Origin of the sequence: Alcanivorax borkumensis SK2 (genome assembly GCF_000009365.1) — a bacterium.
GTDB classification, from domain to species: Bacteria; Pseudomonadota; Gammaproteobacteria; order Pseudomonadales; family Alcanivoracaceae; genus Alcanivorax; species Alcanivorax borkumensis.
In genome coordinates this window covers 2,358,830-2,372,374 of record NC_008260.1, presented here as the reverse complement: position 1 = coordinate 2,372,374, position 13,545 = coordinate 2,358,830, and the positions used below count along the sequence as shown (strand labels likewise).

Sequence of the window (13,545 nt, the reverse complement as noted above, 5' to 3'; positions counted from 1 at the left end):
TCCGGCCAATATGGTTTGTGGTTACTTACATTTTGCCTTTGTCATTGAGGGCTGGAGCTAGTCGGCTCATCAGCAACAGGATGTCTCGTGAATCAAAGTAATTTGCAATTTCATTGATGGATACATCTCTGCCTGATTTCGGGTCAACATAGGTCTTTGCCGTATCACCCCCATGGACAAGCATGATTTCAAAAAGATCAACTTCGTCGAGTTCGGCTGCAAGCATCAATGGTGTATAGCCTTTGATTGGGCTGCTGTGCTCGGCGTTGGCGTCGGCTCCAGCTTTGATCAGAAGAGACGCTACCCTCCTCATTTCTGCAAGGTTCATATTTTCGCAAATGCGTTGGTACATTAAGTCGAGATAACGCTCCCAGATCTGTTGATAAAGTGCTGAGGATTCCATCTGTTCCAGATTTTTCATCTGGTCCTCGAGAGTAAAACCGAAAGCGCCTTGAGAGTAACGACGAATTGAGTCAAGAGTCTCGGGTGTGATTGGGATACTAAGTTGTTCGTTCTTGCTTAATTCTGGGTTTTTAAGGATACCAATGAGCTTCAAACAAACCGTGAGTGAGGTTTGCTCATCAGTTTTGCCTCGTCCATTAGGATTTGCCCCCATGGAGAGAATCTTTTCTACAATCTCAAATCGACCTGTTTGTACCGCCGAGATTATCGGTAGCAAGCGCTTCTTTTCAGTTCGCGTGTTGATGGTTGCTCCATTATGCCTTTCCATTGATATAAGCTGATAAAGTTCATCATTAAGAGATCGATACGGAACTTCTGTTAAGTTAAGTGCCTCTAAAGCAATAAGGATAGGGGTGTCGCCGACTTCAGATTGAACGTTAATGTCAGCACCTTTCTCTAAGAGTTGCCTGCAAGCTTCAATATTTTCATTAATAGCAAACCAGACAATCTGTGGCATGGAACGCTTCCATGTGTCCCCAATCTTGATTTTTCTGCGTGGATACCGGTAATCCGGCTTGATATTTCCAGGATCGGTAAAAATTAGAGGGCCTGTAGAGTCGACCTTGAAACCAAAATCAGTGCCAGGATAAAGGCCTTCTTTGGGGAAAACTTTGAAGAATGCGCTTCTCCACTGCTCAATTTCCCATCTTTCAATAGTGTCTGAAACCGTGTTCGACGGCTTGGATACTGATGCCGAGGGGATGTCATATCCAAAGTTAACAAGAGACCATTTTAGTTGTTTAAGAAAGACGATGTCGGATTTGGATTGATTGGCGGCTACGACAAGTGCCTCTCTTATGATGTCTCTAAGGTTTTCTCCTGCTACAAAAGAGGCCTTCTCGAACGATTCTTTATATAACCGGTTTGCTTCTTCCAATTCTCCGGAGAAAACATGCCACCTAGCATCGTACCAATCTATCCAGTACTGAGCAGATTTAAGGCTGCTTGAATATTGAATTATTTTTCTGACTTGTCTGATGGTTTCTTGGTGCCCCTCACTATCGGACTTTTCAGTTCCTCGCATTAAGTCGCGTTGTAATTTTCCAACATGCTGATCCTTATTTTTTACTGTAAGCCATAATCGGGCCTGAATCCTCTCGATTGCGTTGCCGAAATGAATCCCATTTTCTGCATTCCAGATTGAAAGACGAGCCTCATCAATCAATCTTTTACCCTGGTCATGCCTTTTGATGAAATCGACGGCCCTTGCCATAAAGAGTAATGACTTGGCGAAATTCCTGTTTCTGGTTATCTCACAGGTTTTTGATGGGTTGCTTGTGGAGAATAGCAACTGGATAGACTGAGCTGATGGCAGTTCTTTGCCATTTCTCCATGAGGAAATTCTGTCTCTGTTCTCTTTGCTCAGTGAGGCCAGATAAGCAGTCATGCCGGGTTGATGCTCTTCTAGCCAGGCAAAGGTTGCACCAACAGTATTCGCCCCTGGTGAGAACCAGAAGCTTGGGTGAGGGGCTTTAAGCTCTTGATTTAGCTTTGTTACAAAGCCAACAAGGTGCTCCTTGATGCAGCTTCTAATTAATAAGCCCAATACATCGGCTCTGCTTACTCCGTCAGCGGCAGTCTTACCCACAATGTCGCGCAAATAATGATCAATAAATGTGCTGAGGCTTGTTGATATTTTATCGGAAGCGACTGGACCCATATATTTTTCCAGGGTCGAGGGAGCACTCTGCTCCAGCTCTCTCGTTAGCTCTCTAGGGTCATAGATTGATTTCCCTGCCAGATCATCAAGGCGCTTGTTGGACTGCTTTAGGTCAAGGCAGCGCAACACATAGCGGATAAGCTCGAAGGGATTGGGATAAGGTGTTTCAGCTAGCATGAAGCTGTTCCTGTTTCTTATTGATATGTCGTATATCCCGGTTGAAATTACGCCAAGTACGGCAGTCGCTGGGTGTTGAGGGTATGGCCACACGGTAACCTAGGGGTGATATTAGCACCGAGTGCTTATTTCCGGGTCTGACTGCCCAGCCTGATTTGATCAATGATCGGACCTTTTGATTGATGTTTTTGTCATTACTGTATCGTTTCATCTCTCTACCCCAAGAAACATCGGCCCTCACAATCCAGAGGGCCGAGTAATTACGCCTTACTTGCCCTGCCTGCCGTTGCCGCGACCGGGGCCTGAAGGATTGCCGGTCTTGCTGGGCCAGTTACCGCCAGGACCGGGATGCGTAGACGGACGAGAGCTGCCTTTGCTGGAGCTTGATTTAGCCATGTTAAGTTCCTCAGTTTTGCATTCCCTGGGATTGGGGAAATGCGTCAGTGGAGATTACGAGGATGGCCACTGTGCATCAGCTGGGCTGTTGGCGAGATAATTATCGTTTTTACAAATGAATCGCCACCAGTTTGCTAGATACCTTTTAGCCATACAAAATGGCAACCAGAGAGGTATCCATGAGCAGCAAACGCTATCCCGAAGAATTCAAGATTGAGGCAGTTCGTCAGGTGACGGATCGTGGTCACAGTGTGGCCCAAGTGGCTGATCGTCTCGGTGTCACCACTCACAGTCTGTATGCCTGGATCAGGAAGTTTGGCCCGGATTCCGAGCAGCATCAGGCCAATGCAGATGATCAAGTCGAGATTCGCCGACTCCAGAAAGAGCTCAAGCGCGTTACCGAAGAGCGAGACATCCTAAAAAAAGCCGCGGCGTACTTCGCCAGTCAGTCCGATTGAGGTACGCCTTCATTCAGGAGCACAGCGAGCGGTGGGCAATTCGCTCACTGTGTTCCCTGTTGGACGTTCACCCCAGTGGCTTTTATGCCTGGCAGAAACAGCCTCGTTCAGCTCGAGCAATCGAGGACGAGCGCCTGTCCGGGCTGATAAAGCAATTCTGGTTGGAATCTGGAGCCGTGTATGGCTACAGGAAGATCCACACGGATCTACGCGAGTATGGCGAGCGCTGCGGGCCCAATCGAGTCCATCGCCTGATGCGCCACGCGGGAATACGAGCGCAGGTTGGTTACCGTAAGCCACGCCATAGGGCCGGGGAGCTACACAAAGTGACACCGAATATCCTGCAGCGGCAGTTCAATCCGCAAGCGCCGAACGAGAGCTGGGTAACGGATATTACCTATATCCGCACACATGAAGGCTGGTTGTATCTGGCGGTTGTTCTGGATCTGTTCTCAAGACGGGTGATCGGTTGGTCAATGCAATCCCGGATAACCAAGGAGCTGGCGCTGGATGCGCTGCTGATGGCGGTCTGGCGCCGCAAGCCTGAAGGCAAGGTGGTTGTTCACTCCGACCAAGGCAGTCAATACACCAGCCACGACTGGGATTCGTTTCTGAGGGCGCATGACCTGGAGGGGAGTATGAGTCGGCGCGGTAACTGCCACGACAATGCTGTTGCTGAGAGCTTCTTCCAGCTGTTGAAGCGGGAAAGAATAAAGCGAAAGATTTACAGCAGCCGTGACGCCGCTCGGGCAGATATTTTTGATTATATCGAGATGTTCTATAACAACCGGCGGCGCCATGGTTCTAATGAAAAGCTGTCACCGGTAGAGTATGAAAAGCGTCACCAAGAACGGCTGGGAAGTGTCTAGAGAACTGGTGGCGATTCAAACGTAACCCCAGTGTAACCCTGACAAATGCTGACTTTTTGATCTGTTGTGAGCTTGAAACGGGAAGTGAATAGGTAGAAGGCTGGGGTTACACAGTTGTGAACCCTGAGAGAGTTGTCTTGGAGATGCTGAATGATTGTAAGCTGTTGATTTTTATGGTGAAAATGGTGGGCCCACCAGGACTTGAACCTGGGACCAATCGATTATGAGTTGGCAAGGTATACCGCAAAGCCAGCAAAATCAAGAGTTGCTGACCGTAATGTCGCGTAGCGGAAAGTATTTTAATAACAGTAGGTTAGCGTAATTGTCTGTAGGTGGCCAGAACCTGTGAGTGTACCTGTACTGTACCTTTGTTGGGGTGGGATTTGTTGTCCTCATTGATTTGTTAGTGCAAAATTAGTGCGATAGTGAGGGAGAGAAAGGGGCTTTTATGCCGCAGTCCAACTTTACGTGTCGTCTTGATTCTGAACTCAAAAAAGCTTTCATCAAGGCTGCAAAAGCAAACGATAGATCAGCCTCTGTTCTAATTCGTGATTTCATGCGTGACTATATTCGAAATTTTGGAAATAGCCAAAAAAAGGAATCTTCGTTCTCTGCTGATCATTAAAATTCGTCTACAAAATCCATCTTTGGTTATTAAGCCGGTTTTAAAAGGGAATAAAATGACAAGTGGAACTATCTGCTTTGACCTGTTCGAGCAATGTGTTAAGGCCGTTCAAGGCGGTGAGCTAATTAAATCAGCGCATAAAAAGGATAAAGAATTTCATTTCCAGAATTGGGTCGAAGAGCGGCTAGAGAACATTTCTGTTCATTTTGAAGGCTCTGGCCGTAATACCTATCCTGATTTTTCATTGGTTGAATATGCCGAAGGTTATGAGATTAAAGGCTTGGCTTGGCCTGGTCGTGAGAGAGATTACGATTCAAATAGCCAGGTGCCAACGGGGCATCATAATGGGCGGAAGATTTTCTACGTATTCGGTCGCTACCCTAAAGACCCTGATGGCTTAGAGTATCCTGTTGTGGATCTTGTTATGTGTCATGGCGACTTCTTGAACGCTGACCACAATTACGTCCATAAGAATAAGAGCGTCAAAGGTTTTGGCACTTACGGTGATATCATGATCCGCGATAGGAAAATGTATGTGGCTCCAACCCCTTTCGCATTGACGGAGGGTACTACTGGACTTATGACCTTGATTTTGCCTGCCAACATGGATGGGGACTCGCGGTTTCAAGAAGTTGGATCAATAACGCGTACAGAAGCTGAAAATTTGGTGGTTGGCTATACTTTTGATTTAAGGACTAATGAGCTCAAAGCCGATCTGGTTCCAAACCCGAATGCTGGTAAGGAGCATCATTTTACTGCTTATCGCTTGCTCAGTCAGTCAAACAAGCCTGTGACCTTGGCTTGTAAAGGGTAGTTGGCTGAAAATGGAAAAGATAAAAGATAATGTTGGAAATACACACAAAGACGCATCTAGTGTGTTGGAGTGTGATTTTCCCATGATTGAAATAAGTGAAGTTGCAGAGCAAGAAAGTTGGCGGAAAGAAATAAATAGACCCGTCTATCATATTCATAAGTGGTGGGCTACGAGGCTTGGCTCGGTTTTCAGAGCAATTGTGTTGGGGGCATTGAGTCCGCCTGGGAAAGGTATTTGGGATGTTTTTTATGAAAAGCATAATTTCTCTGGAAAGGTTGTTCTTGATCCATTTATGGGTAGTGGGACGACTCTTGGTGAAGCTGTAAAGCTTGGGGCTAAGGCTGTTGGGTGTGATATTAATCCGGTTAGCTCTTTTCTCGTTCGCCAGGCATTTACTCCAGTTCACGATTCTAAGATAAAGGCAGCATTTTCTTCTTTGGAAGATAAGGTCGCGTCAGAAATAAAATACTATTATCGGACAGTGGACCCACATACTGGGGGGATTATCCCGGTGCTATACTATTTTTGGGTTAAGACTGTTTTTACTCCAACGGGTGAAGAGATTCCGCTTTTCTCTCGTTACGTTTTCTCCCAGAACGCGTATCCAAAGAAAAAGCCGAAAGCGCAGATAGTTTGCCCTAAATGCTGGGGTGTCTCTGAAGGAAGATACGATGACACAGAGTTTATATGTGGGAGTTGTGGTCATGAATTTAATCCACAGAAAGGCCCCGTAAGTGGTCAGTCTGTAACTTCAAAGGATGGCAAGCTATACAGAATAAAAGACCTTCTTTCTGAAGGTGGGTCTCCACCTAAACATAGAATGTATGGCGTATTGGCGCTTCGCCAAGATGGCTCAAAGATCTACTTGCCTGCTCGTGAACAAGATTTTGCCCTATACAATGAGGCAAAAAAACGTCTTGAGGAAGAGAACCTTCCCTTGCCAGATAGTCCTGTTAGGGAAGGACATAATACGAACCAAGCGCGCGGTTATAACTACAAGTATTGGCGGGACTTTTTTAATTCTCGCCAACTTCTTTGCTTGGGTATGCTGCTCAAGGAAATACTGAATATTGAGGATAGAGTAATTCAGGAGCAAATGCTTTGCCTTTTTTCGGGTGTTCTTGAGTTTAATAATCTTTTTTGTAGTTTCAAAGGTGAAGGTACGGGTGCAGTTAGACATATGTTTTCTAACCATATCCTCAAGCCGGAGAGGACTCCTTTGGAGAACTCTGTATGGGGAAACAAAAAAAGTAGTGGCACCTTCAGTACCTTGTTCGAGTCGCGACTTCTCCGGGCAAAGAAATACCTAGATGACCCGTTTGAGGTTGCGATTAAACGTGACCTTTTAGGAAAGCGATTGGGGTCAAGCAAGGTCGTTGCTAGTAGCCCTGTAGAGGCGAAAATAGTTGAATCCTGGGAAGAGCTAGATTCAGCCGAAAAAGGTTTGCTTGTTCTTAATGGTGATAGCTCTAAGCTATCGGTTCCGGAGAAATCTATAGATGCGGTTATAACCGATCCTCCTTATTTTGACTTCGTTCACTATTCGGAGCTAAGCGATTTTTTCTTTGCCTGGCTTTCTCCTGTTCTGAAAGATAGGTACGAATGGTTTTCTCGTGCCGACTCATCAGGTGAGGGTGAGGTCCAGCATAAAGATCCATTAGTTTTTTCGCGGCAGTTATCATCTGTTTTTTCTGAGGCTTGTAGAGTGCTGAAGGATACAGGGGTATTGGCCTTTAGTTTTCATCATTCTAGGCCAGAAGGTTGGGCTGCTATTTATGAAGCTATCAATAATGCAGGATTGGCTGTTGTGACGGCGCATCCTGTTCATGCAGAACTTCGTGGTGCCAGCCCAAAAACAGCAGCTAAAGATCCGATTAGTTTAGATGCAATCCTTGTGTGCAGGAAAAGGGAGTTTGCAATAGTAGATAAAATGGAAATTAAAGATGTCTGCAGAGCTGTGGATACACTTGCGGGGAAATTTGAGAAAGCAGGAATGACTGTCTCCAATGGTGACAGGTTTGTTATTGGTGCAGCAGAAACAATGATTGCAAGAGCTACGGACGATCTCACTTTTGATCAAATGAAAAAGGTTTTAACTTCGGTATATTCAGCTGTGAGGGTATAGGTATGAAAAAATGAATGTTGGTCGTTTATTATGCGTGACTGTTATATATCAATTCCCTTGGTATGCAAATAAGGGATATTTAAATGGTCTTTATGTGAGCCTATAAATAGGTTCTTCTATCGATCCCAGCCAGTAGTTGTCGAAAACATGCGCTTCCCCCCCTGGATCCGATACCTGCTCCTTCTCCTGATCGCCGGCACCGGTGGTGGCCTGTCCATCCTTGCTGCCAGCTACCTGTATCTGGCACCTCAGCTCCCACCCGCCAGCCAGATCCGCGAGGTGGAATACCAGATTCCCCTGCGCATTTACAGCAGCGATATGAAGCTAATTGCGGAATATGGAGAAAAGCGCCGACAACCGGTCTCTTACGAGGAACTGCCGGAGGGGCTGATACAGGCCGTACTGGCCGCCGAAGACGAGCGGTTCTTCAGCCATAACGGCGTCGACCTGAAAGGCTTGCTGCGCGCCGCCGTGGAGCTGGCTCGTTATCGGGAGATCCGCTCCGGGGGATCCACGATTACCATGCAGGTGGCCCGAAACTTCTTCCTCAACCGGGACCAGCGCTTCCTTCGCAAATTCAACGAGATCGTTCTGGCCATCCAGATTGAACGGGTACTCGAAAAAGAAGAAATCCTCGAGCTTTACCTGAACAAGATCTATCTGGGGCACCGTGCCTACGGGGCTGAAGCGGCCGCCCAGGTCTACTACGGCAAATCCGTGGGCGAACTCGATATTGCCCAGCAGGCCATGATCGCCGGCCTGCCCAAGGCGCCCTCCGCCTACAATCCGATCACCAACCCGGAACGGGCACGGGTACGGCGCAACTGGATCCTGTTCCGCATGGAAGAGACCGGCGCGCTGACCCAGGAAGAGCGCATGGCCGCCCAGGCCGAGCCCGTCAGCGCCCGCTTCCATGCCGCACAGCCGGAAGTGGAAGCCGCCTACCTGGGCGAGATGGTGCGCCTGCAAGCCGCCAAACTGGTGGATGACGACATTTTTACCGACGGCATTCGCATCATCACCACCGTGGACAGCCAGCGGCAGAAAGCCGCCGTTCATGCCTTGCGCAACGGTCTTCACAGTTATGATGAGCGCCATGGCTATCGTGGTCCGATCGCCCAGCGGGACCTCAGCGACGCACCCGCCCTGCCTGCGCTCAGCTCCGCCGACAACGAGCAACCGGACGCAGATGACGGCGAACTCCCCAAACAGGAAGACAAGGCGGAAATCGAGAAAACCATTACCGGTCTGGACCCAAGCGTGGCCAGCTGGGCCAAACTGATTCGCGATCAGCGACGCATTGGTCCGCTGCAGCCAGTGATCGTTACCCGTGTCGGCGACCAGGATGCCGACATCCTGTTCCGTGACGGCAAGCGAGCCAGTCTGGCCTGGGACGACATACGCTGGGCCCGCCCCCAGCTCAACAACAAGTACGTTGGCGACAAACCGCAGAAAGCCGGGGACGTGCTAACCCGAGGCGATGTGGTCCGCGTTCGCCCAGTGGGCAGCGAAGACAGCCGTCGCTGGCGCCTGGCACAACTGCCCAAAGCCCAGTCAGCTCTGGTTTCACTGGACCCGGCAAACGGCGCTATCGTTGCCATGCAGGGCGGCTACAGCTTCTCGGCATCCAATTTCAACCGGGCCGTACAGAGCGAGCGCCAGGCCGGCTCGGTCTTCAAACCGTTTATCTACACCTCCGCCATGGAGAACGGCTTTACCCCTGCCTCCATCATCAATGATGCGCCCGTGGTCTTCGACGACGACAAGCTGGAAACCGCCTGGCGCCCCACCGGGGCCAGCGGCAAGTTTTACGGCCCCACGCGCATGCGAGAGGCCCTCTACCGCTCCCTGAACCTGGTTTCCATCCGCATCCTTCGCCAGATCGGCATCAGCCAGGCCATGGGCACGCTGAAGCGCTTTGGCCTGCCGGCAGACACCTTCCAGCGTGATCTGTCCCTGGCTCTGGGGAGCGCCAGCGTGACCCCACTGGATATTGCCAACGCCTACAGCGTTTTTGCCAACGGCGGCTACCGGGTAACCCCGTGGGCCATTGAGCGCATCGAGAATGCCAATGGCGATGTTCTCTGGAAAGCACCGGAAGTGATTCTCTGCGAACCTCCCTGCCTGCCGCCTGTGGAACTGCGTGAAGAAACCCAGAACGACAAGCCGACACTGACCGAGATGCGCGACCGCCAGGAAAGCGACGCACCTGACGCACCGCTCAAGACAATCCAGCCTGCCCCCATCATGGCCCCACGGGTACTCGACCCACGGGTTGCCTGGCTGATGAACTCCATGCTCCAGGACGTGATTCGCATGGGCACCGGCAGCAAAGCGCGCGCCCTGGGCCGTGACGACCTGGCCGGCAAGACCGGCACCACCAATGACCAGGTGGATGCCTGGTTCTCCGGCTATTCTCCCGACCTGGTGGCTACCGTCTGGGTCGGTTTTGACAACCCGGCCAACCTGGGCTGGGGCGAGTATGGCGGCAAAGCCGCTCTACCCATCTGGATCGACTATATGGGCCCGGCCCTGCAAGGGGTCGAAGAACGGCAACTGGAACAGCCGTCGGGCATCGCCACCGTCCGCATCGACCCGGACAGCGGCCTGCTGGCACGGCCGGACAACCCGAATGCCATCCGGGAGTACTTCATTGAGGATCAGGTCCCGGAGCTGGAACCACAGCGAGGCCCCGGGGGCAGCAACAGTGCGCCGGAACAGATTTTCTGAGGGACGTAGATGTTTTTTGTAGTTTATCCACACCACGTTCGGGTTTTCCGCACGCGGTTTACCCGCATGCGGTAAACCCGAACGACTAATAAGTAATAAGCCACTAATAAGAAATAAAAAGAAAATAAATCGCTGTGGATAACGTGAATCTGTGGATAAGTTCAGATGGAGCGAGTCAGAGAAAGAGAAAGTTATCAATACTGGGATGACAAGGGCGCAGAAGCTGCCTGAAATGCTCTCTGGTTCGTTTTCTTTTCTTGGGTGCGGGGTTGGGTGGGTGATGCTGTTATGGCCGATAAGGCGAATTACAGAGCGGTTTTCAGATAGGAGCTTCAGCGCTGATCCATACTTTTGATATTGGTCATTACCAGTGTTGTTGGCCAGTTCTCTGCGGACAAGCTCGTTTGCGAAGTCAGAGGGCCTTTCGCTTCCATGCGACACTGACTAAAGCTCGCTGGCCAATCTTTTCCTGGCGCTTTGTGAGCATGCTGTAGCTCGCAGGTAGTTATGATTTAGCGACGATGCCGCGCTTCAGGTCTTCTGCCTCCAGGGTTTCCATGAATGCATCCCACTCTGCTTGTTTGTCAGTCATTCGCTTCATGACAGCGTCCATATCCATATGTTCGATAGATTTGCCGGTCGCGGTTACTTCAACATAGCGGCGCATGGCTTCACGCAGTACTTGAGCGGCAGTTTGGTTGTTGGCATGGGCCGTTTCAATGAAGGCTTTTTTCAGTTCAGGCTCAACACGAAAGGTGATTGTCTTCTTTGTCGGGGCAGTTGCCATGATGGTGCTCCTGGAACGCGGAGTGGCAGGCGGTCGGGCGTAATGATGGCCGGTTTGGGCCATATCACTGCTTGGGCTCAAGACCTTGTTTCTTATCCTGGGCTTTGAGGTTCTCCATGAATTTGTCCCATTGCTCGTGGCTATTCGCAATACGGCGCATTATTGCGCGGGAATCTGAGGCTTGATCATCCTCGCCATCTAGTGGGTTTCCATCAGGTAGGTCGCCCTGGAAGCGATCTGCCAAGAAGTCTCCCGGCATCGGGTCTTCGTCCAGCATATCAAAGAACTCGTCCCAGCCATTTGGGCGGGCGCTCAATATGACATCCCCAGTTTCAGGATCTTGGCGGATATACACCTCGTCTCCATCGAAACGGTAGTGATCAGGCAGGCGTACGGCCTGGCTGTCGCCGTCCATAAACAGTTTGGCTTTGTCCGTCATGGAGCCTCCTTGCGGTCATGTCGGGAATGGGGTGGGCCAAGTGCGCAGAGCCGATGCGCCTCCAATAAAAAAGCGGCCGTAGGCCGCTTCTCATCTAGGGTTGGACGCCATGGAGAGCGGCCAGATTCAGTATAGACCGGTTATTTGGATTCTGTCAGCCCCTCCAGGGTGACGTCCGCCGCCACCAGCTCGAAAGCACGCCCTGTGTCCTGCTCCTCGACCCACAACATCCCTGTGCTGCTGGGGCGGCGGGCCAGCATGACCTTACCGGTATAGCGTTCCCCTTCCATATCCCAGCTCACCCACAGGGTCGGGTTGCTGATCCGCGTTGGATCAGGTGGCGACGAGTGGGAGGTGGCGGGTTTCTGCGTGACGCTTTCGTTACTGTCGCTGTCCCCTGATTGCGGGGCCGGTGCCTGCGGATCTCCATCAGACAAGGACGTATCGCCATTTGTGGCTGAGTCCGATGATGTGGTGGCAGGCATAGGGTCGGGTTTTGGCGCTGATGCCCCCTTGAGGCTGTTCAGGAACCCTTGGACGGCGGATCGTGACAGGGTGGCCTCACCAGACAATGCCTCCTGGATAAACCGGGAGACATCTGCCGGGTGTTTGTCCTGGGCCCTGGCCAACTCAACCAGGGCGTTAACGTCACGGCAGAGACCACTGGTATAGAGCGTTTTCAGGGCGTCGTTGCTTTGGTACAGCAGCCGGTAGCGAGCCAGCCAGGATTTGTTCTTGCCGAGTTGCTTGGCAATGTCGGTCACCTTCCAGCCCTTGCTGACCAGAGCGTCGATGGATTGGCCAATATCCATGGCATCCAGATCCTCGCGCTGAATGTTCTCCAGCAACTGGTCCGCCTGGGTGCTGAGGTTGTTCAGGATGGCGGGCACCGGCAACGCTTTTAGCCCCGCCAAGCCCTGGGCGCGATGGCGACGGTGGCCATGGTTGATCAGGTAGTACCCCGGCTTGTTCGGGTTATCCCGCACACTGATGGGCTGCAAGATCCCACGGGGCTGGCCGTTCTGGCCTTTCTGCTTCATGGAGTCGGCCAGCTCCTTCAGGGCGTCTTCGTCCATGTGGGTGCGCGGCTGGTCCGGGTCTTCCTCGATCTTGTCCCAGGGCAGCAGGCGGAAAGGGGAGTCATCCTGGTTCTGCGGTTGTGCACTATCCAGATCACTGAAGTTTTCCAGATCCGACAGTACGCTCAGGTCCAGAGGGTTAGGCATGGGCTGGCTCCTGGATGCTGGCAATTTTGGCGTGGACCATGTCTAACAGGGTCAGGATCTCTTTGCCTGCGACTCGGGCGGCGGTATTTTGCTTGCCGAGCTGCCAGACCGGGATGCCATCAGACAGCGCTTCCGGAATGGATTTTCGGATGCCGATGGGTTGCGGCAGGATATAGCTGCCATACTGAGCGGCCAGGGCTTTGAAGGCAGCGATCTGCCGGTCGTTGCGGCTGTTGAAGCGATTGACCGCAATACCCAGGAATTCCAGTTTCGGGTTCAGGTTCTTCTTCACACTGAAGATGGTTTTGAGCAGCTTCTGAAGGCCGTCCAGGCTGTATTCTTCTACCTCAATGGGTGACAGCACATAGTCGGCGGCAATCAGTGAAGCGGTCAGTCGCAGTCCCATGGTGGGGGCCGTGTCGATCAGACAGTAGTCGAACTGGTCGTCTACCAGGGCGAGATTATTGGCTAAATGCGCCATGTCCTCCCATGGCTTGCGATCCACATCGATCAGCTCCGGGCTGGCCGGGATCAGTTGGAAATTGGCCGCCTCGATGTCCCTGCCGGTATTTGCCATGAACAGGGCGCTGGCCGGCACAAAGGTTTTGTACTGGTCCAGCGTCTTGCTGCTGTTGCCCTGCGGGTCCAGATCGATGAACAGCACACGATTGCCCTGTTCAAGCAGATTGAATGCCAGGTGCAGGCCGAGAGTGGTTTTCCCGACACCGCCTTTCTGGTTTGCGATAGTGAGCGTTTTCATGAGATGTCCTCAAGGTT

10 protein-coding genes are annotated in these 13,545 nt (G+C 51.3%); 4 read left to right on the top strand and 6 right to left on the bottom strand.

The window, feature by feature from the left end; translation table 11 throughout:
• Positions 1–25: 25 nt before the first annotated feature.
• Positions 26–2,299 carry an ankyrin repeat domain-containing protein gene (locus tag ABO_RS10710; RefSeq protein ID WP_011589361.1) on the bottom strand — a complete coding sequence of 758 codons (2,274 nt, stop codon included), beginning with the start codon at positions 2,297–2,299 and terminating at the stop codon, positions 26–28.
• Between the two features lie 267 nt (positions 2,300–2,566).
• Complete coding sequence (locus ABO_RS14660) at positions 2,567–2,695, bottom strand: hypothetical protein (protein WP_255346557.1); 129 nt, start codon at positions 2,693–2,695, stop codon at positions 2,567–2,569.
• Between the two features lie 179 nt (positions 2,696–2,874).
• On the opposite strand from ABO_RS14660, the gene ABO_RS10700 reads away from it, so the two are divergent.
• The 4 genes from ABO_RS10700 (at position 2,875) to ABO_RS10685 (ending at position 10,316) form a co-directional block, all read left to right on the top strand.
• Positions 2,875–4,022 (top strand): IS3-like element ISAbo1 family transposase gene (locus ABO_RS10700; RefSeq protein WP_144412639.1). Its coding sequence is split into 2 segments (ribosomal slippage): positions 2,875–3,112 and positions 3,112–4,022, totalling 1,149 coding nucleotides; the frame shifts between segments, so codons are not numbered across the junction.
• A gap of 560 nt (positions 4,023–4,582) precedes the next feature.
• Entirely contained in the window at positions 4,583–5,461 is an 879-nt protein-coding gene (locus tag ABO_RS10695) for a hypothetical protein (protein WP_198407799.1), read from the top strand.
• 10 nt (positions 5,462–5,471) lie between these two features.
• Positions 5,472–7,586, top strand: coding sequence for a DNA methyltransferase (locus ABO_RS10690; protein ID WP_011589357.1), 2,115 nt, complete (start codon positions 5,472–5,474; stop codon positions 7,584–7,586).
• A gap of 147 nt (positions 7,587–7,733) precedes the next feature.
• Complete coding sequence (locus ABO_RS10685; RefSeq protein ID WP_011589356.1) at positions 7,734–10,316, top strand: penicillin-binding protein 1A; 2,583 nt, start codon at positions 7,734–7,736, stop codon at positions 10,314–10,316.
• A gap of 505 nt (positions 10,317–10,821) precedes the next feature.
• Here ABO_RS10685 and ABO_RS10680 read toward each other — a convergent pair.
• The 4 genes from ABO_RS10680 to ABO_RS10665 form a co-directional block, all read right to left on the bottom strand.
• The gene (locus ABO_RS10680; protein WP_011589355.1) at positions 10,822–11,103 is read right to left on the bottom strand and encodes a hypothetical protein; all 282 of its coding nucleotides are present in this window, start codon (positions 11,101–11,103) and stop codon (positions 10,822–10,824) included.
• A gap of 64 nt (positions 11,104–11,167) precedes the next feature.
• On the bottom strand, positions 11,168–11,542 hold the full coding sequence (locus tag ABO_RS14530; RefSeq protein ID WP_011589354.1) for an antitoxin: 375 nt from the start codon (positions 11,540–11,542) through the stop codon (positions 11,168–11,170).
• A gap of 140 nt (positions 11,543–11,682) precedes the next feature.
• Positions 11,683–12,768, bottom strand: a complete 1,086-nt coding sequence (locus ABO_RS10670) for a KorB domain-containing protein (protein ID WP_011589353.1) — start codon at positions 12,766–12,768, stop codon at positions 11,683–11,685.
• On the bottom strand, positions 12,761–13,528 hold the full coding sequence (locus tag ABO_RS10665; protein ID WP_011589352.1) for a ParA family protein: 768 nt from the start codon (positions 13,526–13,528) through the stop codon (positions 12,761–12,763). Before ABO_RS10665 ends, ABO_RS10670 begins: the two co-directional genes overlap by 8 nt.
• Between the last annotated feature and the right edge of the window lie 17 nt (positions 13,529–13,545).

What these genes read in the sequence shown, in the direction of transcription:
- ABO_RS10710 (WP_011589361.1), bottom strand. Translation starts at nt 2,299, where the DNA reads ATGCTAGCTGAAACACCTTATCCCAATCCCTTCGAGCTTATCCGCTAT.
- ABO_RS14660 (WP_255346557.1), bottom strand. Translation starts at nt 2,695, where the DNA reads ATGGCTAAATCAAGCTCCAGCAAAGGCAGCTCTCGTCCGTCTACGCAT.
- ABO_RS10690 (WP_011589357.1), top strand. Translation starts at nt 5,472, where the DNA reads ATGGAAAAGATAAAAGATAATGTTGGAAATACACACAAAGACGCATCT.
- ABO_RS10685 (WP_011589356.1), top strand. Translation starts at nt 7,734, where the DNA reads ATGCGCTTCCCCCCCTGGATCCGATACCTGCTCCTTCTCCTGATCGCC.
- ABO_RS10680 (WP_011589355.1), bottom strand. Translation starts at nt 11,103, where the DNA reads ATGGCAACTGCCCCGACAAAGAAGACAATCACCTTTCGTGTTGAGCCT.
- ABO_RS14530 (WP_011589354.1), bottom strand. Translation starts at nt 11,542, where the DNA reads ATGACGGACAAAGCCAAACTGTTTATGGACGGCGACAGCCAGGCCGTA.
- ABO_RS10670 (WP_011589353.1), bottom strand. Translation starts at nt 12,768, where the DNA reads ATGCCTAACCCTCTGGACCTGAGCGTACTGTCGGATCTGGAAAACTTC.
- ABO_RS10665 (WP_011589352.1), bottom strand. Translation starts at nt 13,528, where the DNA reads ATGAAAACGCTCACTATCGCAAACCAGAAAGGCGGTGTCGGGAAAACC.